General features: G+C 67.3%; 20 protein-coding genes and 7 pseudogenes. 16 read left to right on the forward strand and 11 right to left on the reverse strand.

The annotated features are described in order from the left end of the window. Window positions 1-71 precede the first annotated feature (71 nt). Together MFF30_RS01600 and MFF30_RS01605 are read right to left on the reverse strand one after the other, a co-directional pair. Entirely contained in the window at window positions 72-596 is a 525-nt protein-coding gene (locus MFF30_RS01600) for a (2Fe-2S)-binding protein (protein ID WP_238275707.1), read from the reverse strand. Beyond that, complete coding sequence (locus tag MFF30_RS01605) at window positions 593-1,471, reverse strand: FAD binding domain-containing protein (protein ID WP_238275709.1); 879 nt, start codon at window positions 1,469-1,471, stop codon at window positions 593-595. The genes MFF30_RS01600 and MFF30_RS01605 overlap by 4 nt, the downstream gene beginning before the upstream one ends. A gap of 116 nt (window positions 1,472-1,587) precedes the next feature. Here MFF30_RS01605 and MFF30_RS01610 point away from each other — a divergent pair, with 116 nt between their 5' ends. The 5 genes from MFF30_RS01610 (at window position 1,588) to MFF30_RS01630 (ending at window position 6,864) form a co-directional block, all read left to right on the forward strand. After that, complete coding sequence (locus MFF30_RS01610; protein ID WP_238275719.1) at window positions 1,588-2,295, forward strand: TetR/AcrR family transcriptional regulator; 708 nt, start codon at window positions 1,588-1,590, stop codon at window positions 2,293-2,295. Between the two features lie 359 nt (window positions 2,296-2,654). Continuing rightward, window positions 2,655-3,635 carry a quinone oxidoreductase family protein gene (locus tag MFF30_RS01615; RefSeq protein ID WP_238275721.1) on the forward strand — a complete coding sequence of 327 codons (981 nt, stop codon included), beginning with the start codon at window positions 2,655-2,657 and terminating at the stop codon, window positions 3,633-3,635. A 154-nt stretch (window positions 3,636-3,789) separates the two neighbouring features. Further along, complete coding sequence (locus tag MFF30_RS01620) at window positions 3,790-4,719, forward strand: aldo/keto reductase (RefSeq protein WP_238275723.1); 930 nt, start codon at window positions 3,790-3,792, stop codon at window positions 4,717-4,719. Beyond that, on the forward strand, window positions 4,709-5,491 hold the full coding sequence (locus MFF30_RS01625) for an NADPH-dependent F420 reductase (RefSeq protein WP_238275725.1): 783 nt from the start codon (window positions 4,709-4,711) through the stop codon (window positions 5,489-5,491). The genes MFF30_RS01620 and MFF30_RS01625 overlap by 11 nt, the downstream gene beginning before the upstream one ends. Continuing rightward, window positions 5,488-6,864, forward strand: a complete 1,377-nt coding sequence (locus tag MFF30_RS01630; protein ID WP_238275727.1) for an NTP/NDP exchange transporter — start codon at window positions 5,488-5,490, stop codon at window positions 6,862-6,864. The genes MFF30_RS01625 and MFF30_RS01630 overlap by 4 nt, the downstream gene beginning before the upstream one ends. A 200-nt stretch (window positions 6,865-7,064) precedes the next feature. Here MFF30_RS01630 and MFF30_RS26120 read toward each other — a convergent pair. From MFF30_RS26120 to solA, 6 genes and pseudogenes are all read right to left on the reverse strand, one after another. Beyond that, window positions 7,065-7,219: pseudogene (locus MFF30_RS26120) on the reverse strand (IS3 family transposase); the annotation flags it as partial. A 42-nt stretch (window positions 7,220-7,261) separates the two neighbouring features. Beyond that, window positions 7,262-8,014: an amino acid ABC transporter ATP-binding protein gene (locus MFF30_RS01635; RefSeq protein ID WP_238275735.1), complete on the reverse strand. Its 753-nt coding sequence runs from the start codon at window positions 8,012-8,014 to the stop codon at window positions 7,262-7,264. Between the two features lie 28 nt (window positions 8,015-8,042). Further along, window positions 8,043-8,894 (reverse strand): amino acid ABC transporter permease, encoded by an 852-nt coding sequence (locus tag MFF30_RS01640; RefSeq protein ID WP_238275737.1) that lies wholly within the window; start codon window positions 8,892-8,894, stop codon window positions 8,043-8,045. After that, entirely contained in the window at window positions 8,891-9,637 is a 747-nt protein-coding gene (locus tag MFF30_RS01645) for an amino acid ABC transporter permease (RefSeq protein WP_238275833.1), read from the reverse strand. The genes MFF30_RS01640 and MFF30_RS01645 overlap by 4 nt, the downstream gene beginning before the upstream one ends. A 39-nt stretch (window positions 9,638-9,676) precedes the next feature. Then, a complete protein-coding gene (locus tag MFF30_RS01650; protein ID WP_238275746.1) occupies window positions 9,677-10,507 on the reverse strand; it encodes a transporter substrate-binding domain-containing protein in 831 nt (276 codons plus the stop codon). Between the two features lie 131 nt (window positions 10,508-10,638). Then, window positions 10,639-11,808 (reverse strand): N-methyl-L-tryptophan oxidase, encoded by a 1,170-nt coding sequence (gene solA / locus MFF30_RS01655; RefSeq protein WP_238275748.1) that lies wholly within the window; start codon window positions 11,806-11,808, stop codon window positions 10,639-10,641. A 317-nt stretch (window positions 11,809-12,125) separates the two neighbouring features. Between solA and MFF30_RS25890 the strand changes: the two are divergent. From MFF30_RS25890 to MFF30_RS01660, 3 genes and pseudogenes are all read left to right on the forward strand, one after another. After that, window positions 12,126-12,227 (forward strand): annotated as a pseudogene (locus MFF30_RS25890) (hypothetical protein); the annotation flags it as partial. Window positions 12,228-12,354: 127 nt separating this feature from the next. Then, window positions 12,355-12,513 (forward strand): annotated as a pseudogene (locus tag MFF30_RS25895) (amidase family protein); the annotation flags it as partial. A gap of 58 nt (window positions 12,514-12,571) precedes the next feature. Then, complete coding sequence (locus MFF30_RS01660; RefSeq protein WP_238275749.1) at window positions 12,572-13,057, forward strand: amidase family protein; 486 nt, start codon at window positions 12,572-12,574, stop codon at window positions 13,055-13,057. On the opposite strand, the gene MFF30_RS01665 is transcribed toward MFF30_RS01660, so the two are convergent. After that, on the reverse strand, window positions 12,967-13,845 hold the full coding sequence (locus MFF30_RS01665; protein ID WP_238275750.1) for an SDR family oxidoreductase: 879 nt from the start codon (window positions 13,843-13,845) through the stop codon (window positions 12,967-12,969). The genes MFF30_RS01660 and MFF30_RS01665 overlap by 91 nt on opposite strands. 117 nt (window positions 13,846-13,962) lie before the next feature. Between MFF30_RS01665 and MFF30_RS01670 the strand changes: the two genes are divergently transcribed. The 6 genes and pseudogenes from MFF30_RS01670 to MFF30_RS26125 form a co-directional block, all read left to right on the forward strand. Next, window positions 13,963-14,310, forward strand: coding sequence for a winged helix-turn-helix transcriptional regulator (locus tag MFF30_RS01670; RefSeq protein ID WP_238275752.1), 348 nt, complete (start codon window positions 13,963-13,965; stop codon window positions 14,308-14,310). 263 nt (window positions 14,311-14,573) lie between these two features. Then, window positions 14,574-14,872: pseudogene (locus tag MFF30_RS01675) on the forward strand (transposase); the annotation flags it as partial. A gap of 315 nt (window positions 14,873-15,187) precedes the next feature. Further along, window positions 15,188-16,462 carry a sulfite dehydrogenase gene (gene soxC / locus MFF30_RS01680; RefSeq protein ID WP_238275754.1) on the forward strand — a complete coding sequence of 425 codons (1,275 nt, stop codon included), beginning with the start codon at window positions 15,188-15,190 and terminating at the stop codon, window positions 16,460-16,462. Then, window positions 16,455-17,021, forward strand: a complete 567-nt coding sequence (locus MFF30_RS01685; RefSeq protein WP_238275756.1) for a c-type cytochrome — start codon at window positions 16,455-16,457, stop codon at window positions 17,019-17,021. The genes soxC and MFF30_RS01685 overlap by 8 nt, the downstream gene beginning before the upstream one ends. A 353-nt stretch (window positions 17,022-17,374) precedes the next feature. Beyond that, window positions 17,375-17,612, forward strand: a pseudogene (locus MFF30_RS01690) (IS701 family transposase); the annotation flags it as partial. A gap of 13 nt (window positions 17,613-17,625) precedes the next feature. Then, window positions 17,626-17,746 (forward strand): annotated as a pseudogene (locus tag MFF30_RS26125) (IS3 family transposase); the annotation flags it as partial. Window positions 17,747-18,184: 438 nt separating this feature from the next. Here the strand turns inward: MFF30_RS26125 and MFF30_RS01695 are convergent. After that, window positions 18,185-18,667 (reverse strand): annotated as a pseudogene (locus MFF30_RS01695) (efflux RND transporter permease subunit); the annotation flags it as partial. 36 nt (window positions 18,668-18,703) lie between these two features. Between MFF30_RS01695 and MFF30_RS01700 the strand changes: the two are divergent. Both MFF30_RS01700 and MFF30_RS01705 read left to right on the forward strand, forming a co-directional pair. Continuing rightward, complete coding sequence (locus tag MFF30_RS01700) at window positions 18,704-19,060, forward strand: efflux RND transporter periplasmic adaptor subunit (protein ID WP_306424553.1); 357 nt, start codon at window positions 18,704-18,706, stop codon at window positions 19,058-19,060. A 63-nt stretch (window positions 19,061-19,123) separates the two neighbouring features. Beyond that, on the forward strand, window positions 19,124-19,429 hold the full coding sequence (locus MFF30_RS01705; RefSeq protein ID WP_238275758.1) for a DUF3862 domain-containing protein: 306 nt from the start codon (window positions 19,124-19,126) through the stop codon (window positions 19,427-19,429). Between the two features lie 90 nt (window positions 19,430-19,519). Here MFF30_RS01705 and MFF30_RS01710 read toward each other — a convergent pair whose 3' ends face one another. Further along, the gene (locus MFF30_RS01710) at window positions 19,520-19,945 is read right to left on the reverse strand and encodes a hypothetical protein (RefSeq protein ID WP_238275760.1); all 426 of its coding nucleotides are present in this window, start codon (window positions 19,943-19,945) and stop codon (window positions 19,520-19,522) included. Window positions 19,946-19,948: the final 3 nt, after the last annotated feature.

Consider the following 19,948-nt stretch of genomic DNA (forward strand, 5'->3'; position numbering starts at 1 on the left):
CCGCCGCGCGCCGGGGCGCGGCAGGCCGCGCCCGATATAACGGCCCGCGCCCGGGCTGTCGGCCGCCGCGCTCATATCGCCGCCTCCCCGCCGGGCTGCGGATCGAAGCGGCCCGCGCGGGCCTTGGCGACGCTCTCGATCGCGTCGACGATGGCCTCGTAGCCGGTGCAGCGGCAGTAATTGCCCGAGAGCGCGTCGCGGATCACCTCCCGGGACGGGACGGTGCCGGACGCCGCCCACGCCCCGAGGCAGTCATGCGCGACCACCAGGATGCCGGGGGTACAGAACCCGCATTGCAGCGCGTTGCGGGCATGGAACGCGGCCTGCAGGTCGGCAAGGGTTCCCGCCTCCGACAGCCCCTCGATCGTGTCGACCCGGAGCCCGTCCGCCTGCACCGCGAGCATCAGGCAGGCATGGACCGGCTGCCCGTCGAGGTTGACGATGCAGGCGCCGCAGGCGCCGGTCTCGCAGCCGAGATGCGTGCCGGTGAGGCCGAGGTCGCCCCGCAGGAAATCGGCCAGGGACAGGCGCGGCTCCACGAAGTGCCGGACCGGCGTGCCGTTCACGGTGAGGGAGAGGGGCTGCGGGGAGCTCATGCGGCCACCGCCTCGGCCCCGCCCTCGCCCAGGGCGGCCAGGACCCGACCGAGCAGGACACGGGCGAGATGCATGCGGGCCGCCGCCGAAAGGCTGTCGTCGTCGTCCGGCGAGAGGTCGTCCCCGAGGGCTGCGCGAGCCGCCGTGATCGCATCCCCGTCGAGGGGGCGCCCCGTGAGCGCGGCCTCCGTCGCGGGCGCCCGCATGGGCGTCGGCCCCACCGAGCAGAAACCGAGGCGGGCCGAGGTCACGATCCCCTCCGCCAGTACGAGGTTCGCCGCGAGCCCGACCATCGCGTAGTCGCCGCGGCGGCGGGCGATCTCCGTGAAGTGCATCCGCGACCCGGACGCCGCCAGCGGCACATGCACGGCGGTCAGCATTTCGCCGGGGACGAGGGCCGTCTCGTAGAGGTCCTGGAAGAAGTCGTCCGCCGGCACGGTGCGGATTCCATTCGACCCGGTGATCTCCAGGGTGGCACCGAGGGCGCGCATGCAGGCCGGCAGTTCGGAGGCGGGATCGGCCAGCGAAAGGCTGCCACCCATCGTGCCGAGATTGCGGATCGCCGGATGCGCCATGTAGGCGGCGGCCTGGGTCAGGATCGGCGCGTGGGCGGCGATGAGGGGGGATGCCAGGGTCTCGGCGTGGCGCGTGAGGGCGCCGATCCGCAGGGATTCCCCCTCGATGGCGATGCCGCGCAGCGCCTCGATCCGTCCGATGTCGATGAGGAGATCCGGAGCGTCGAGGCGCAGGTTCAGGGCCGGTAACAAGCTCTGGCCACCCGCGAGGTAGCGCGCCTCCCCGGCACAGGCGGCATAGGCGTCGAGCGCCTCCGCCACGCTTGCCACGCGACGATAATCGAAGGCCCGCGCCTTCATCAGCGTCCCTCCCACAGGCCGCGTATCGGTGCGATCACTCGTTGTTGACCGCTTGGTTACAAGCTATCCAGGGTCGGACGGCATCGTCAAGCGAAATAACCAAGCGGTCACGAAGCATGGATTGTCCCGATGCCCGCGCCCCGGACGCGTTCGTCGCGCGGTCGGAGAAGGCCACGCTCGCCGGCCGGCGGCGCTTGCCCGCCGCGCAGCGCGAGCGGCAGATCGTCGAAGCGGCGGCGCAGTTCTTCGCGGAGCATGGTCTCGCCGGCCAGACGCGTGAATTGGCCCGCGAGATCGGGATCACGCATTCGGCGATCTTCCGCTACTTTCCGACCAAGGAGGCGCTCCTCGATCGCGTCTACGACCACGTCTACGTCCAGCGCTGGAACCCGGCCTGGGACGGCCTCGTTCAGGATCGGTCGCAGACGCTCGAGGCGCGGATCCTCCGGTTCTATCGGGAATACGCCGAGAAGATCTTCGACTACGTCTGGGTGCGGATCTTCGTATTCTCGGGTCTGAAGGGCTACGACATCGCCCCGCGCTACCTCGCCATCATCCGCGACCGGGTGATCCATCCGATCTGCGCGGAGATGCGGGCGGACCTGAACCTGCCTCCTCCCGAGACCGTGCCACTGACCGAACGGGAGACCGAGGCCGCCTGGGCGCTGCACGGAAAAGTCTTCTACTTGGCCATCCGCAAGTTCGTCTATGGCTGGCCGATTCCCGACGACCTCTCGCAAGTCATCGCCGACGATGTCGGAGCGTTCTTGAGGGGCGCGGCGCCCATCTTCGTCGATAGCGTGAGGGACGCCTCGCCGTCCTGAATGCTGCGGCCTGGCAATTTTTATTGGAAAATTCTTGATGTAAAATGGGGGTGTCTTCGATGAGGGGTTCTTGATTCAACGAAATCGGAGGCTCCCCGGGGCAGAGCCATGTTCGGAACCGCCCGTCCCTTCTCCGACCGAGCTGGGTGGCGCGCGGACGAACTGCTTCTGACAGCGCGAAACCGTTAATCGGACATCGCTTCCAGCTGAACGATGGTCAGTGCTCGAACACCCTTGGTCGGCCCGACGGTGCGTCGAATGACACCTTGGCCGCGGTGGCTCGATCCCAGATGTGCGACAGACTTCGATGAGGCTTATACCCCCTTTACCGCATCAGGCTGCCACGGAGTTGCATTCGCATGGTTACGAGACGCGTCGTCAAGCTGACCGAGTTCGGCTCGCCCCAGGTGCTATCCATCGTGACGGAGGAACTTGCCTCCCCGATGCCGGGTGAGGTGCGGGTTCGGCAAACGGCCATCGGCTTCAATTTCATCGACATCTACCAACGCAAGGGCATCTATCCGCTTCCCCTGCCGACGGGCCTGGGCTTCGAGGCGGCCGGGGTCGTCGAAGCGGTCGGTTCGGGTGTCACGCATATCCAAAGCGGCGATCGGGTCGCCTACATGAACGCCGGCGTCGGCGCCTATGCAGACCGTCGAAACGTGCCTGCCGACAAGCTTGTCGCGTTGCCGGACACGGTGAGCGACGAGGCTGCGGCGACCCTGCTGTTCAAGGGGATGACGGCCCAGTACCTCCTGCGCAAGACGCACGCCGTGCAGGCCGGCGAGGTCCTGCTCGTGCATTCGGCCGCCGGCGGCGTCGGGCAGATCCTGACACGGTGGGCGACGGCGCTGGGCGCCACGGTCTTCGGTACCACGGGCTCTCCCGGCAAGCGGGAGACCGCGCTCGCCGCTGGGTGCGTGGATGTCATCGACCTCAACGATCCGGAATGGCCCGACGCCTTCCTGAGAGCGAGCGGCGGCCGAAAAGCGCGTGTCGTCTACGACGCGATCGGCAAGGACACCCTGATCAAGTCGCTCGATTGTGCTGCCCCGTTCGGTCTCGTCGTCTGTTACGGCGCCTCGTCCGGAAAGGCCCCGGCGGTCGACCCGGAACTCCTCAACAAGAAGGGATGCCTCTTCCTGACGCGCCCCTCCGTCTTTCCCCACAATGCCGATCCGGCCACCTTCCGCGCCAATGCCGCCGACGTGTTCGAGGCCATTGCCCAGGGGCATGTCAGCGTCGATATCGGCGGCCGCTTCAGGCTCGATGACATCGTGGAGGCCCACGTCGCGGCGGAGGAGCGTCGCTTCGGCGGCGCCCTGCTGATCGCTCCCTAGGCTGCCGCATCCCGACTCGGTAACCGGCGTGCGCTCCGCGCCGGCGCCGGGTGAGGACGGGGCGCGCCGCGCCCGGGACTTCCTGCCGCCCCCCTGACGGCGGGCGAAAACACCCTAGATGGACCGGACGTCGCCTGCCGGAGGTCCGTGCCCCATGCATCCATCTCGACGCGCCTTCGTGGCAGGGGCCGGCCTGCTGCCCCTGTCGGGCCTGCTGCTCGCGCGGACGCCCGCCCCCGCCCGGGCGGAGACCGTCGGATTGTTGCGTCGCCCCATTCCCTCCTCCGGCGAGACCCTGCCGGTGGTCGGCATCGGCACTTCGCGGCGCTACGAGGTCGAGCCGATTCCGGAGAAAGTGGCCCCGTTGCGCGAGGCGGTGCAGCGCTTCGTGGCCCTCGGCGGAACCGTGATCGACACCGCCCCGAGCTACGGCACGGCCGAGGACGTGCTCGGGCTCATCCTCGGTGAGGACGGGCTGCGCGAGAAGGTGTTCCTGTGCAGCAAGGTCGGGACCCCCGGCCGCGAGGGAGGTGCTGCCGAGATCGCCCGCTCCTTCGCGCGGCTGAAGACGTCGGTGATCGACCTGATCGCGGTCCACAACCTGATCGACCCGGACGCGAACCTCGCGACCCTGCGCGAGCTCAAGGCGCGGGGGAAGATCCGTTATCTCGGCGTCACGGTCTGGCGCGACAGCCAGTTCCCGGACCTCGAAGTCTTGATGAAACGCGAGACCCTGGACTTCATCCAGGTCAATTACGCCCTCGACGACCGCCGCGCCGCCGAGCGCATCCTGCCGCTGGCGGCCGAGCGCGGCATGGCCGTGATGGTCAACGTGCCCTTCGGGCGCGACCGCCTGTTCAAGGCCGTGCAGGGCCGCGCGTTGCCCCCCTGGACCGCCGAGTTCGACTGCGCGAGCTGGCCGCAATTCTTCCTGAAATACGTCCTCGGGCATGCGGCCGTGACCTGCCCGATCCCCGGCATGGCCAAGGCCGCCTATGTCGAGGACAACCTCGGCGCCGCGCGCGGGCGGATGCCCGACGCAGCCCTGCGCACCCGTATGGAGGCCCTGGTCGATGCACTTTAACTCTGTCTCCCGCCGCACGCTCCTGACGCTCGCGGCCGCGGGCGTTCTGGCTGCGGCGGTTCCGGCCGCCGCCCAGGAACCGGTGGCGAACGAACCGGTGGCGAACGAACCGGTGGCGAACGAACCGGTGAAGGCGGCGGTGCCGGCGCGGATCGGAATCATCGGGGCCGGAAACATCGGCGGCACCCTGGGGAGCTTCTGGGCCAAGGCCGGGCACGCGGTGATGCTCTCCTCCCGCCACCCGGAGGAGCTGAAGACCCTGGTGGAGGGCTTGGGGCCCAGGGCACGGGCCGGCACGCCCGCCGAGGCGATCGCCTTCGGCGACGTCGTGGTGGTCGCCGTGCCCTACAAGGCCTATCCGCAACTCGCCCGGGACTACGCCGCGGCCTGGGCGGGCAAGGTCGTCATCGACGCCGGGAACGCGACCCAGGCCCGCGACGGCGAGGTCTACGGGGAGGTGCAGGCGCAGGGCATCGCGGCGGTCTCGGCCAAGTATCTCGCCGGCGCCCGGATCGTGCGCGCCTTCAACTTCGCGAACTACAAGCTGTTCGCCAAGAACGCGCATCGCGACGGCGGCCGCATGGGCATTCCCCTGGCGGGCGACGATCCGCAAGCCCTCGCGACGGTAAGCCGGCTCGTCGAAGAGGCCGGGTTCGATCCCGTGGTGGTCGGTCCGCTGGCCAAGGCGGACAGCTTCGCCATGGGCTCCCCGGGCTTCGGCCTGGAGATCACCGGGCCGGAACTGCGTTCCCGCCTCGGTGTCGCCCGGTGAATCGCGCCGCCGGTCCGGCGGCCCCGCCCGGCGGAACGCCTGATCGGTCCGCAGCCGCCTGGCTCGGGCGCCTCGTCGACGTCCGGCCCGGAGAGGCTCCGGCGCTCGCCTGGTCCTGGGCCTACATCTTCTCGATTCTGGCCGCCTACTACGTGCTGCGCCCGATCCGGGATCAGATGGGCATCGCCGGCGGCCTCGAGAACCTGCCCTGGCTGTTCACCGGCACCCTGGTCGGCATGCTGGTCCTGAACGTGCCGTTCGCCTGGCTGGTGAAGACGCTGCCCCGAGCCCGGTTCGTGCCCCTGACCTACCGGTTCTTCGCGGCCAACATCCTGCTGTTCGCGGGCGGCCTCTACGTCGCCGGTCCGGAGGGCGACGTTTGGATCGGCCGCGCCTTCTTCGTCTGGCTGTCGATCTTCAACCTGTTCGTCGTCTCGGTGTTCTGGGCCACGATCGTCGACGTCTTCTCCACCGAGCAGGGCAAGCGCCTGTTCGGCTTCATCGCGGCCGGCGCGACTCTCGGGGCCATCGCGGGCTCCGCGACGACGGCCATCCTCGCCCGCGACGTGCCGACCTGGGCCCTCCTCGTCGGCGCGGCCGTCCTCCTCGAGGCGGCCGTGTTCAGCATGCGCGGCCTCGCCCGCCTGTCCGACCGGCTGCACAGGGCGCCGGTTGCCGGAGACGCCGCGCCGGCGGAGGCGATCGGCGGGAGCGCTTTTGCCGGCATTACCCGCACGTTCCGCTCGCCCTACCTCCTCAACATCGGCCTGTTCCTGCTGCTGTTCTCCATCACGTCGACCTTCCTCTATTTCGAGCAGGCCGGCATCGCGAAGCGCAGCTTCCCCGATCGGGGCGCGCAGACGGCGTTCTTCGCCAGCGTCGACCTCCTGGTGAACGTGCTAACCCTCGGCGTTCAGTTCTTCCTCACGGGTCGGATCGTCCGGCGCATTGGCGTCGGGCCGGCGCTGGCCCTCTTGCCGGCGGCGAGCATTCTGGGCTTCGCGGCGCTCGCGGTGTCGCCCACGATCACCGCCATTGTGGTGTTCCAGGTCTTGCGCCGGGCCGGCAACTTCGCGATCGCCCGGCCGATCCGCGAAGTCCTCTTCACGGTCGTTCCGCGCGAGGATCGCTACAAGGCCAAGAACTTCATCGACACGGTGGTCTACCGCGTCGGCGACCAACTCGGGGCCTGGTCCTTCGCGGGCATCGCCGCCCTGGGGCTCGGCTCGACGGCCGTCGCCGTGACGGCGGTTCCGCTCTCGGCGGCTTGGCTGGTGAACAGCCTCTGGCTCGGGCGCCGGCAGGCCGAGCGTCAGGCCCGACAAGCGGAGGTCACGGCGGCGGCGGATGGGCCCGGACGACGCGAGCCGTGAGTGGCCCGTCAGCGTCCCACGCAGAACCGGATGTTCACGCGTGAGACTGGCCTCAGACGCCGGTTTCGCGGACACGGGGGTTTAAGCGCGCGTCTCGCTCGGCCTGCGCGGGTGTGATGAAACGACGGTCCGAACGGATGCGCTGCCGATTGCCGTCGCCCTCGATGTCCGCGAACAGGTCGCGTCGGGCCTCGTCCCGGGTCGCCCAGCTTGTCGGTTGTGCAGGGTCGAAATCGACGCCCGGCCAGGGCCCGGAGGCCATGGCGGCGCAGGAGACGATTCACGCGTCCGAGACGGGCAGTTCGGCTTCTGCCCGCAGGTCGGCATGGACCCGAGGCGACCCGTAGCTTCGAGGACGTCGCGCGCCAAGTTTGCCTGGCCGCGCCCGGAGAGGTCCTCAAAGAACCTGGGATAGAAATCGCCGGGTGCGCGGATCGACGGCCGACGAGAATAGGGTCTCGGGCGGCCCGTGCTCGACGATGACGCCGCGATCGGTGAAGTAGACGTGGTCGGCGACCTCGCGGGCGAAGTTCATCTCGTGGGTGACGAGGAGGCAGGTCATGCCTTCCTCGGCGAGTTCGCGGATGGTGACCAGCACCTCCTTGACCGTCTCCGGGTCGAGCGCGGCCGTGACCTCGTCGAACAGCATCACGTCCGGCCGCATCGCCAGCGAGCGGGCGATGGCGACGCGCTGCTGTTGCCCGCCCGACATCTCGCCGGGATAGGCCGCCTCCTTGCCGGCGAGCCGGACCTTGGCGAGGAGGGCACGCGCGCGGACCTCGACCTCGCGCCTGTCCTGGCCGAGCACGTGGATCGGCGCCATCATGACGTTCTCCAGCGCCGTCTTGTGCGGAAACAGGTTGTACTGCTGGAACACCATGCCGACCTTGCGCCGCAGGGCGAGCTTGTCGAGCTTCGGGTCGACCACCTCGATCCCGTCGACCCGGATGGTGCCGGAGGTGACCGGCACGAGGGCGTTGATGCAGCGGATCAGCGTCGACTTGCCCGAACCCGACGGTCCGATGATGCAGATGACCTCGCCCCGGCGCACGGCGAAGCTGATGCCCTTGAGAACCTCGGCCTCGCCGAAGGACTTGTGCACGTCGAGCAGTTGCACGATCGGTGCATCGGCGGTCGGGACCTTCAGCATCGGGGACGCACCATCGGGAACGCTGGCCTCACACAGTCTCGAAGCGCCGTTCCAGGCGCGCGGTCAGCCGGTCGATCGGGTAGCAGTAGAGGAAGAAGCACAGCAGGGCGAAGCCGTAGAGCGGCGCGAACAGCTCGGGCCGGCCCCCTTCCGCCGCGTGCACCTGCGCCGTCAGCGTCAGCATCTCGGTGACGCCGACGATCGAGGCCTGCACGGTGGCCATGGCGATGAGAGCGTAGACGTTCATCCAGGGCGGCAGCATCCGCTTGAGGCACTGGGGCAGGATGATGCGGAACAGCGTCTGACGCCGGGTGAAGGCCAGCGACTCGGCCGCCTCCCACTGGGTGGCCGGCACCGAGCGCACGGCGCCACGCACGATCTCGGCGACGTTGGCCATCACCGGTAGCGCGAACCCGACCGTCGCCTTGACCCAGTCGGGTAGCGGCACGCGCAGGCCGAACACCGTGACTTGGAACGGCACGAGGAGCATCACGAAGAATAGCAGCACCAGCCAGGGGACGTTGCGGAAGAACTGCGTCAGGCCCCAGGCGACGCGGCGCAGGATCGGCCCCTCGCTGACGAGGGCGAGGCCCAGCCCGACGCCCGCTCCCGTCCCGAGGAGCATCGCCACGAGCGAGATCGCGACGTTGAAGGCAAAGCCCGTGAGCAGCAGCGGTGCCCAGCGCAGGATCACCTGAAGCGGTGACAGCACCGCGTCTGGCCCCTGCGCGAAGGCCGGCAGCACGAGGAGGAGGCCCGCGAGCCACGCTCCGAGCAGCCAGGCCCGCACCGGGCCGAGGGCGAACCGGGCTCGGGTGCGCGAGACCCGGAACGGCAGCAGCACCGGCAGGTCGCCGGCGGTCGGCGGTGGCGCCCTCACCGGCTGTAGCCCGGGATCCGCAGAGCCCGCTCCCAGCGGTGCATGAGCCAGACCAGGACGCCGACGAGGACCGCGTAGGTCGCCAGCAGGACGATCATCATCTCGAGCACGTTCTGCGATTCCGACCAGATCTGCTTCACCGCGTAGAGGGTCTCCGGCACCGCGATGGCGTAGGCCAGGGTGGTGGTCTTCAGGAGATTGATGAGGTTGTTGTTGAGGGCCGGCAGACAGACACGGAGGGCGAGCGGCAGCACGACGTAGAGGTAGGCCTTGAGCCGGGTGTAGCCGAGGGACTCGGCCGCCTCGATGGTGGTGCGCGGCACCGCCTCGATGCCGGAGCGGAAGATTTCCACGTTGAAGGCCCCGGCGAACAGGGCCAGCGAGACGATGGCCCATTGCACGTTGTCGAGGAGCGGCACGCGCAGGCCGTCGGCGGTCTGGGTGGCCGGCAGCAGGGTGCCGAGACCGAAGTAGAAGAAGAAGATCTGCACCAGCGGCGGCGTATTGCGGAACACGACGACAAAACCGTTGACGAGGCCGCGCAGGAGCCGCGAAGGGCCACCCTGGATCAGCGCCCCCACGGCGCCGATGACGAGGCTCGCCAGGATCGTCGTCACCACGAGCAGCAGGGTCGTTTTCAGGCCGTTGACGTAGCGGTCCCAGTCATAGGGGTCGTAGAAGACGGTGAAGTTGTAGCCCGTGGTCTCGTAGAGGCCCCGGAACCAGTTCGGAACGGCGTCCATCATGCTCCTCGGATGGCCGGTCGAACGGTCTGGGGCGGCTCAGTTGGTCGCGTTCTTGTACTTTTCGTGCATCGCCTTCGAGTAGTCCGTCGGCTCGATGCCCCACTTCTTCTCCTCCTCGACGATGAAGCCGGACTTCATCCAGTCCTTGGTCGTCGTCTCCAGGAGGGATTGCAGCGCGCTGTTGCCGAGCGCCACCGCCATCATCCAGGGCGCGTCGAGGATCCCCTTCAGCGGCAGCCCGTAATCCGCCTTCCAGTCGGCATCGAGGAGTTTCCCCTGCAGCATGCTCTGGTCGTAGACGTAGCCGAGGCAATTGCCCTGCTTCAACGCGAAGAGCGGCTTCTCGGAGCCGTCGAAGGCGACGATCTCCGCGCCGTAGGTCCGGGCCACGTCCTTGTTGTACCAGGCGCCGGAGGTGGCGCAGAGGGGCTTGCCCTTCAGTTGCGCCCAATCGGTGATGCCGGCCTTCTTGGGCAGCATCACGTTGACGAAGTCGGAATAGTATTGCGGGTCGATGGCCTGCACCACGCGGCGGCGCTCCGGCTTGTCGGAGAGCGTGGCGATGAGGAGGTCGACCTTGCCTTGCTGCAGGAACTCGATCCGGTTCGACGAGACCACCGGCACGAGCTCGAGCTTGACGCCGAGGCGCTTGGCGACGTCGGCGGCGAGGTCCGGCTCCAGTCCGATGATCGCCCCGCTCGGATCGCGGAAGCCGAAGGGGCGGTAATCCGCCTTCACGCCGACGATGAGCGTCCCGCGCTGCTTGATCGCCTCGATCCCGTCCGCGGCTGTCGCCAGGGGAGCGGAAAGCAGGGTTGCCGCCGCGAGCAGGCTGGAGCCGAGGAACGCCAAAGTCGGCTTACGCATGGAAGGATACCTTTAGCATGGCATATCCGGGTCGACCGGAAACGAGACCGGGGCTCGACGCGCGCTCTTCGGAGAGACTGCCTTGTCCGGTCTAACCGGGTCAAGCAATCAATAGGCCATCGCTTCGGGGATCAGCCGAACCGCGCGAGCGAATACGGTGCGAGATCGAGGCGGCCGTCGGCCCGAACCATCTCGTCCGCCACGGCCTCGCCGATACCGGCCGAGTGCTTGAAACCGTGCCCGGAGCAGGCCGACACGACGAGGACCCGGTCCATCCGCGGGTGGCGGTCGATGATGAAGCCGCGGTCGGGCGTCACGGTGTAGAGACAGGCCGCGGCCTGGGTCACCCGCGCCGTCGCGCCGGCAAGCCGGCCCGCCACGTGATGCTTGTACATGGCGGCGGATTCATCCGAGGTCACGGTGCGATCGAGGGCCTCGGCCCGCGTGGCCGTTTCGTACTGCTCGGTGGCGACCTTGACCTGGGACTCACCCGGCAGGGGCGGGAAGCCGTAGAGATAGTCCGTGTCGCCGGAGCCGTGCATCCAGATGAAGACCGGCGCGTCGGGGCCGTAGGCCGAGACGTCGTCGAGAGCGTACCAGTGCAGGAGCTGCCGGTTGACGGTGAGCAGGTCCGTGAAGGGGGCGCCGAGCAGAGGCGCGGTCCAGGCGCCGGCCGCGACCACCACCTGATCGGCGTGGACGACGCCGCGATCGGTCTCGATCCGGACCCCGCCCGGCTCCTGGAGGATCGAACGCACCGTCGTGCCGGTGCGGATCTCGGCACCGAGCGCGCCGGCCCGGCGCAGCTGCGCGGCGATGCAGCGCTCTGGCCGGACGTAGCCGCCGCCCGGCTCGTAATAGGCCTTCTCGTCGCCGCCGAGATTGCGAAACTGCGGGAAGCGGCGCGCGACCTCGTGCCCATCGAGAACCTCGTGCGGGATCGCGAATGCCCGCGCGGCATCGATCGAGCGTCCGACGAAATCCGGCTTTCCGTGATGTGAGGAGACGCCGCTGCCCGGCCCCATCACGAGGGCGCCGCAGGCTGTCAGCAGCGTCTCGCCGGTCTCCGCTTCCAAGCTCCGCCAGATCCGGTGCGAGGCCAGGACGAAGGGGACGTAGTCGCGGCCCTCGCCGACGGCCTGCCGGGTGATGCGGCTCTCGCCGTGGCTCGATCCCAGGGTATGCGGTGGGGCGAAGCGATCGAGGCCGACCGCCTTCACGCCGCGCAGCCCCAGTTGATAGAGGGCCGCGCTGCCCATGGCGCCGAGGCCGACGACGGCAATGTCAAAACGGTCTTCCATCGCAGGACGTGCTCCGGTCCGCGTCAAGGTGAACGCCGTTCGCTTGAGGGAAAATCGCCGGTGAAGCAATGCGGCTGCCGGGATGCCACGCGCAAACTGCCGACGCGACGGCACTCATGACCGGCTCGCTGCATTACCGGAAGCAAGCCGAGATCGGCCGCGCGAGATGTCGATGCTTTCCAATATTTATCGCATTAAAATGCTCAATTCCGCATCATAATTGCCTTCAAGACCTTGGGGATTGAGCGCTACGCCTTGCCGCCGACCGGGCGATCCGGTCCGGTCACGCCGCCGGCCCCCTGCACGGGGTGCCGGTGGTGCTCAAGGACCCGATCGACCCCGCCGGTCGGATCACCATGGGTGGCTCGGACGCGCACCGGGCCCGCCGCGCCAGCGCCACGGCCACCGTCGCCCAGCGGCTGATGGGACACGGGATGATCGTGCTGGGCAAGACGCACACCGTCGAGTTCGCCTACGGCGTGTGGGGCACCAACCGAGCATCTCGGCACGCCCTGGAATCCCCGGGATCGCGCGGTCGCCCGCACGCCCGGCGGGTCGAGCAGCGGCACCGGCGTCCGTGTGGTAGCCCGCATGGCGCCCTGGGGCATCGGCACCGATACGGGTGGTTCCGTCCGCCTGCCCGCCACCTTCTGCGGGCTCACCGGCCTCAAGGTCACGGTCGGGCGCGTCAGCACCCATGGGAACGTCCCGTTGAGCGCCACCCTGGACACGCCGGGACCCCTCGGCCCCTCGGTCGCCGACGTTGGCGGTTCTCAATCGCGCGATCGCGGGGCACGATGTCCTTGTTCCCGCGACGCGCGGCATCGAGCCGGTCGACTCGCTGCCCGGCCTGACGCGCGGCGGGCGCGGACTGCGTCTCGTGCGCAAGCCGAAGGCGGAACGGGCGGACGTCTCGTTCGAGATGTTGAACGCCTACGACGTGGCTCTCGAGCACTTCGAACGGCTCGGTGCCGAGGTGGTGGAGATCGCCCTGCCGTTCCGCTTCGCCGACCTCATGAGCGTCCAGGCCAGCGCGGTGACCAATGCCGAGGCCTATTTCGTCAACGGCCGCCTCGCGGAGGACCCGGAGGCCCCCCTCGGCGAGGCCGTGCGCGCCCAGGCAGGGCCGGCCAGGCCAAGGGCCCGGCCGCCGCACGATCAGCGCTTGGTGAACGCGTCACGGTACAGTCGCACCCAATCCTCGAACGAAAGCGGCGTGATCGGGAGGATGCGGAGCGATGCCGCGTGATCGACGTCGGACGTCATGATCTCCGGGTTGGAGAAGACGTTCGTGTAGTGCCTCACGATGGGTTCCGGGTCGCTCCCCTCGGGGAACGTCCGGGCGAACTCGGCGGGCGGCATCGGGCGGAACACGATGGTCCGACCCAGCGCGTTGCCGAACCGTTCGGCGATCTGCGCGCCTGTCAGATCCTCCGGTCCGGCGACGTCGACGACCATGCTGTCGTCGCCGCCGCGCCGGAAAACGGCCAGCGTGTAGGCGGCGGTGTCCTGGTGGCTGATCCACTGCGTGTGGGCGCTTTCAGGAATGGGATAGGCGAGCACGCCCGTCTCGGCCACCTCTCTGGCGATCGCCGGGTTCAGGAAGTTTTCCATGTAGACGGTCGGCTGGAGTACGGTGAAGGGAACGCCGCTCGCCTTCAGGTCCGCGAGGATGGGGCGCCATTTGTCGATCGCCGGGTTGCCGATGTCCTGCTGCTGAATGCGGCCGGCGACGTTCCACACGATCCGCCGGACGCCATGCTTGGCGGCGGCCTCGATCACGTTCTTCCCTTGTGCGTGAGTTCCGGTGAAGAATGCCAACGTCAGGAACACGCCGTCCTGCCCCTCGGTCGCGGCTGCGATGCTGGAGAGGTCGTCCAGGTCACCTGGCACCACCTCCGCGCCCATGTCCGCGAGATCGCGGGCCTTGGCCGGGTCACGCACGAGGACGCGAACCTTGAAGCCCGCCTCAATGAGCTTCTCGACCACGGGACGTCCCTGCGGTCCGGTCGCCCCGGTCACCAGGATTTTGTTCATCGCGTTCTCCTTCGTTGGGTGGAACCCGATATCAGAATCTGTATAACCCCCGTAAGAACTCATAAAAATCAAAGTCACTATGGAAAAACATAGTGTTGAGATCGGATGGATGCCACTATGAGCTGCTCTCCCGAGGATGCTGACTGTCCTGTCGTTCGCGCCGTTGGGGCACTTGGAGGCAAGTGGAAGCTGCACATCACCTATCATCTCATGGGAGGGGTCAAACGCTTCGGTGAGCTCCACCGCGCGATTCCGGGTGTCACCCAGCAGATGTTGACCGCGCAGCTTCGTGAGATGGAGGCTGATGGCATCGTCGTTCGGACGGTCTACCCGCAGGTCCCACCGAAGGTCGAATACCGCCTGAGCGAGGTCGGGCTCGAACTCGAGCCCGTCATCGATTCTCTCGTCCGCTGGGGCCAGCGGTTGTCGCCGAAAACGAGCTCCAGACCGGCGGCGGTCGCCTAGGGGGCATTTCCAAGCGAGGTTGTCCTCGGCGATTCTGCCGATCGGCGGTTTTCCGTCGTGTCCGGCGTGGGGTCTGTGTCGGTTGTCGGTGCAGAGCGACGAGGTCAGGGCGGCGGTGCCGGGTCGCGTCCCGCGTCTGGTGTCGCTCACCAGTGGCGGGCGGGCTCTTTCGCGGAGTGGTCATCGGCGGTTGCCGGGTAGGGTCGGGTTGCGAATACCGACCTCGAACCTGAGTGCCCCTCGATCACCACGAGATGATGGCCCTGCGCGGGCTGATGGACGAGACCCAGCCGGACGTGCTGGCCTGCATGGGCTTCCCGGCCGCACACCGGATCGAGCTCCACGGCACGAACTCGCTGGAGCACCTGAACCATGAGATCGAGCGTCGGACCGAGGTCGACGGCATCTTCCCTGATGCGGCAGTCATCACCCGCCTCGTCGGCGCGATCCTGCCGGAACGGAACGACGAGCGGGCCGTCCAGCGCTCGCGCTCCATCGCCCTGGTAGGCATTGCTCCATCGGCGATGATCCCCGGATCGGCCTGCGCACCCTGATGGCCTGATCCTCCTGGCCCAAGGCGGTAATCGTGGTGGCTCCCAGCGAGTTACGCCATGCCGGGGGACACGACCCGTCATCGCAGATCACACCTCGAAATAGATGGCTTGTCTACGTCCGCCTCATTGGAGAGAAGGATTTGCTTTGTATGTCCGGCTAAGCTACCATCCAGTAGGTAGATACGAAGCAAATGCGACATCAGATTGCATTCATAAACTAAGCAGGGAGTGGTTGTGCCATGGTTGGAGAACGCGATTTCCCCGCGGGGTCCCGATCCTCGGGCCGGGATGGCACAAGCCAAGAGTGCCCATGCCGCGACGGCATGTATGCGACGAGGAACGAGCGCCGTCGCTTTCTGTTCGCCTCGGGCTCGACGATCGGTGCCGCTGCCATTGCGGCCGGCGGGGCGCGGGCCGAGGGCAAGGCTCCAGCGGGCGCTCAGCTGTTCGACGTGCCCGATGACCCGACCAAGGAGCAGGGACGACCGGTAGCGGCGGATGGTGGCTACGGCACCCGCTCGCAATTCGAGACGGCGGTGCGCGTCCGTTATCCCACCCCAAACGAGAACACGTCATGGTCACTGACGCCGCTTGCGGATCTCGTCGGCAACATCACGCCTTCCGGGCTCCATTTCGAGCGGCATCACGGCGGTATCCCGACCATCGATCCCGCACGCCACGGCCTCGTCCTGCACGGTATGGTCGATACGCCGAAGCGGTTCAGCATGGACGACATCAAGCGTCTGCCGTCGGTGACCCGTAAGCACTTCATCGAATGCTCCGGCAACGGCTTGACCGAGTGGAAGAAGCCGACCCTGAAGACGGTGCAGCAGACACATGGGCTGCTCAGCACCTCCGAATGGACCGGGGTGCTGTTCTCGACGTTGGCGCGCGAGGTTGGGCTCAAACCCGACAGTGCCTGGGTGCTGGCGGAGGGCGCGGATGCGGCGGTGATGACGCGATCCATCCCCATGGAGAAGATGCTCAAGGATGCGATCATCGCATATGGGCAGAATGGCGAGGCGATCCGGCCCGAGCAGGGTTACCCGATCCGTCTGCTCCTGCCGGGCTACGAGGGCAATACGCACATCAAATGGCTTCGCCGCCTGGAAGTCAGCGACAAGCCGTTCATGACCCGCGAGGAAACGTCGAAGTACACCGACCTGATGGCGGATGGCCGGGCCCGTCTGTTCACGCTCGACATGGACGCGAAGTCGGTCATTACGTTTCCGTCAGGCGACATGCGACTTCCGGGGCCGGGTTCCTATACGATCACCGGCTTTGCCTGGTCCGGCCGTGGCCGCGTGCAGTCCGTCGATGTGTCCACCGATGCCGGCCGGACTTGGTACCCGGCGCGCCTCGATTCGACGCCTGAACCAATGTGCACGGTACGATTCTCTTTCCCATGGCGCTGGGACGGTTCCCCGGTCGTGCTGCAGAGCCGCTGCACCGACGAGACCGGCTACGTTCAACCGACGCGGGCCGAACTGATCGCGATCCGTGGCGATCATGGTCCTGCGGCTTCCGTCTATCATCTGAACGCCATCCAAAGCTGGGGCGTGTCGCAGTCCGGAGGAGTCAGCAATGTCCATGCGTAAGCTGAGTTGCCTGCTCACGGGTTTGATGCTGACCGCCGTTCCCGGCGTCTGCATGGCACAAATGACCGCCGATACCCGGCTCGGGGTGGGACATTCCGTGACCGACGCCGATCTGCGCGCCTACTTCTCGATCCCGCCGAGTGGGAAGGGCCTGCCGGCAGGTTCGGGGACGGCTCTACAGGGCGAAACGGTCTTCACCGAGAGTTGTGCCGCCTGCCACGGTGAGCAGCTCCAAGGCAACATGGCGCCCGGGATCGGTGCAGACAAGCTGATCGGCGGTCGCGGAAGCCTTGCCACGAACAATCCGGTGAAGACGACGGAAAGCTACTGGCCGTATGCGACGACGCTCTTCGACTACGTCAAGCGCGCGATGCCGTTCAACGCGCCGGGGTCGCTCACCGACGATCAGGTCTACAGCGTCGTCGCGTACATCCTCGCTCAGGGCAAAATCATCAAAGCCGACGAGACACTGGATGCGACCACGCTGCCGAAGGTGAAGATGCCGAACCGCGACGGCTTCATTGCCGATCCGAGACCGGAATTGAGCCTTTACCGATGACGCCTCGGCGTCCGTGATTGCTGCCGGTCGTCAATAGGCCGCGCGTCATCCCTTTCGTACCTCGGCGCCGGACGTCGACACTCACGTGCCTTCTTCGAGGGAACCACGGGGAAACGTCGGTCATCGGGAAGGATCCCGTGATGGCATGGTTGCTTCAGGCGTCATGCGACTCGGGACGGTCGGGGTGATGAAGCTTCGACCGTCAAGCTGGAACGGCTTCTGGCTGTTTGGCTGGGGAGGATCATCGGGATGCGATGCGTTGTTTCCCAGATGGTGCGGGAGGCACCAACGGATTGGGATCGCGAGGGGACGGACGGGCTGCTGATATCTGGCTGGCGCCGTTCCTGGCGGTGATGCGGCGCAAGACCCGGCGAGCCTGGGCGCCGCTCAATCTTGCGTGGCCTTCCCGGTCAGGGGGATCGCAAGAGCCTGTCGCCGATGACGGAGCTTGTCGCCGATGGCGGCGCGCCTCCCCAACCCGGGATGACGGACCGCTCTGGACGGAACTGGCCCGTCGAGGCGGATCGGTCGGTCGGTCGGTGGCCCTCTGATGCCTGTCTGGCGATCAACGACACGGCCCTGCGAAGGCGCGCGCCAGTATGTTCTCGCTGAGACCGTAATCGGATTGCTTAAACCCGGATCATGCATCGGCATGGCCCGTAGCGGTCGCGTACGCGACTCTCGAATGGGTGGATTGGTTCGATCACCGTCGGCTGCCCAGACCGAGGTTCGACCCCTGGCCGCTTGACCCAAACCAAATGGCCTCCGGGAAACCCGGTGCGATTCATCTAGACCAGACCCTGTTCTGCGGCCTTGTGCCGTTCGGCGAAGATCCCGGGCCTGGGCTCGGCCGCGCTCCGAACGAAGCCGGAGGCGCGCCAGCGGCTTTCCCAGAAAATGGCTTTGAACAGTGCGGCCCATCTCAGTGGATGCCATGGACGATGCGCGTGGGGTTTCCGAAAATGCAGCCAGACGAAGGACCGCTAAAGGCAAAGAGTAAACCGCCGCGAACGGCGATGTTGGGTCGGGATCGGGATTGCGACTCCAGGTGAAGAGCGGAATGGCTGCTACAGAAGCGATACGGCGCTTGAGCAGACGGGTGAGGAGAGGCCTTTCTTGGATAGATCACCTGGTGCGCCAAAATCTTACCCCGATGGAGACGATCACTCCGCCGGCTGAGGCATCCTTGCGCCATCAGGCTGCTCACGCGATGCAGCCGGTTTGCCCAGGAGGCGCTCGAAGGCGACGTAGAAGGTCGGGGTGATGAACAGGGTGATGAAGGTGGCCACCAGCAGGCCGCCGATCACGACGGTCCCCATCGAGACGCGGGCGTTGGCCCCGGCGCCACTGGCGATGGCGAGGGGCACGGAGCCCATGATGAAAGCGAACGACGTCATCAGGATCGGGCGCATACGCAGGCGGGTGGCGTCCTGCGCGGCCTTGAGCACGTCCTCGCCCTGCTGGCGCAGGTCCTCCGCGAAGGCAACCAGCAGGATCGAGTTCTTGGCGGCCAGCCCCACCAAGAGCAGGAGCCCGACCTGACCGAAGATGTCGAGGGCAAGGCCCCGGATGGCGAGGAAGCCCACCGCCCCGAAGATCGCGATCGGCGTGCCGAGCAGGATCACGAACGGCAGACGCAGCGATTCGATCCGAGAACCGCCCGCCGCCTCGTGCGGGCCCTGATGCCGAATGCCGACGAGCGCTTCCTACCCGGCCAGTTCGTGCGCGCCAGCATCCGAACCGGCACGAAGGACAGGCTGCTGGTCCCAACCGTTTCGCTCGATGCCCAGCTCGCCCAGCAGATCGTCTACGTGGTCACTGCCGACGGAACGGTTCAGCAGAAGCCCGTCACCACCGGCGACATCCACGGCGAGAACACCGCGATCCTCGACGGTCTCACGGACGGAGACCGCGTCGTGGTCGATCACCTCCAGGAGATGCGCCAGAACCTGAAGGTCGTCGTGCGGCCTGCGGGCGACGTCGAACCGGATCGGAAGCCCGGGGATGCGACCGCGCCGGCATCGGGCAAGCCCGGCTGAGCGTCGGGTCCAACGTCACTGCCGAATGTTCCTGCCGCCCTCCCCCGACGTTGCTGGTCCCCCATGTCGAACCTCCAGTCCAGGGCCGTTCTGGCCGCCCTCCTTACCGTTTTGATCGCCCCCACGAGCGCGACCGCCTCCGAGTGCCGGATCACACGCCAAGCGTATGCTGCTCTCAAGCACGGCATGAGCTACCGCCGCGCCGTCGAGATTCTCGGCTGCCAGGGCCGGGCGGTGACCAGCATGCGCATCGGCAAGACCCACCGGGCGACCTATTCCTGGCGTGGGACCGGCACTTATGGCGCGAATCTCACCCTATCGTTCCGCAACGGACACCTGACGAGCAAGTCGCAGCTTGGACTGAACTGACAGCATCGCATCGGCCTCCATCGAAGCATGCTTCGCGGGCAGGCGCAGCGGCGATCCTCTGCCTTATCGTACCGAACGCCCTGCGATCCGCTACGACGTGGTCCCGGGGACCCGCGTCGAACGTGCGTTGAGTTTCCCCAAGCTGGCGGCAAGCTCTGCGGTGGAGTTCGAAACGGCGTCGGACACGCTGGCGAAACACCGCTCCTCCAGCGCTCGGGAGAGGTCCAAGAGCGCGACTTCGAGCTGACGCGTGAGGACGTGCTCACCGAGACTCGACGGCGCGCGATTGGCGATGTCCGCGAGCCGCTCGGCCATCGGCTGGCCGACATGGCGAAGCAGGATGGCGAGGGTCGTGATTGCTTCGGTCAAGGTCTGGGATTGGATCGATTCCGAAGCGACCACGATGACGGCCTTGAGGGCATCGGTCGCCGCGATCGGCGCGGCGTCCCGATAGACGATGCAAGACGCCGCATTCTCGCCCGCATCGTTCTCGCCATCGCCCCACTGCGAGATCACGTC

The sequence above is a fragment of the Methylobacterium goesingense genome, assembly GCF_022179225.1.
Classification (GTDB): Bacteria; Pseudomonadota; Alphaproteobacteria; order Rhizobiales; family Beijerinckiaceae; genus Methylobacterium; species Methylobacterium goesingense.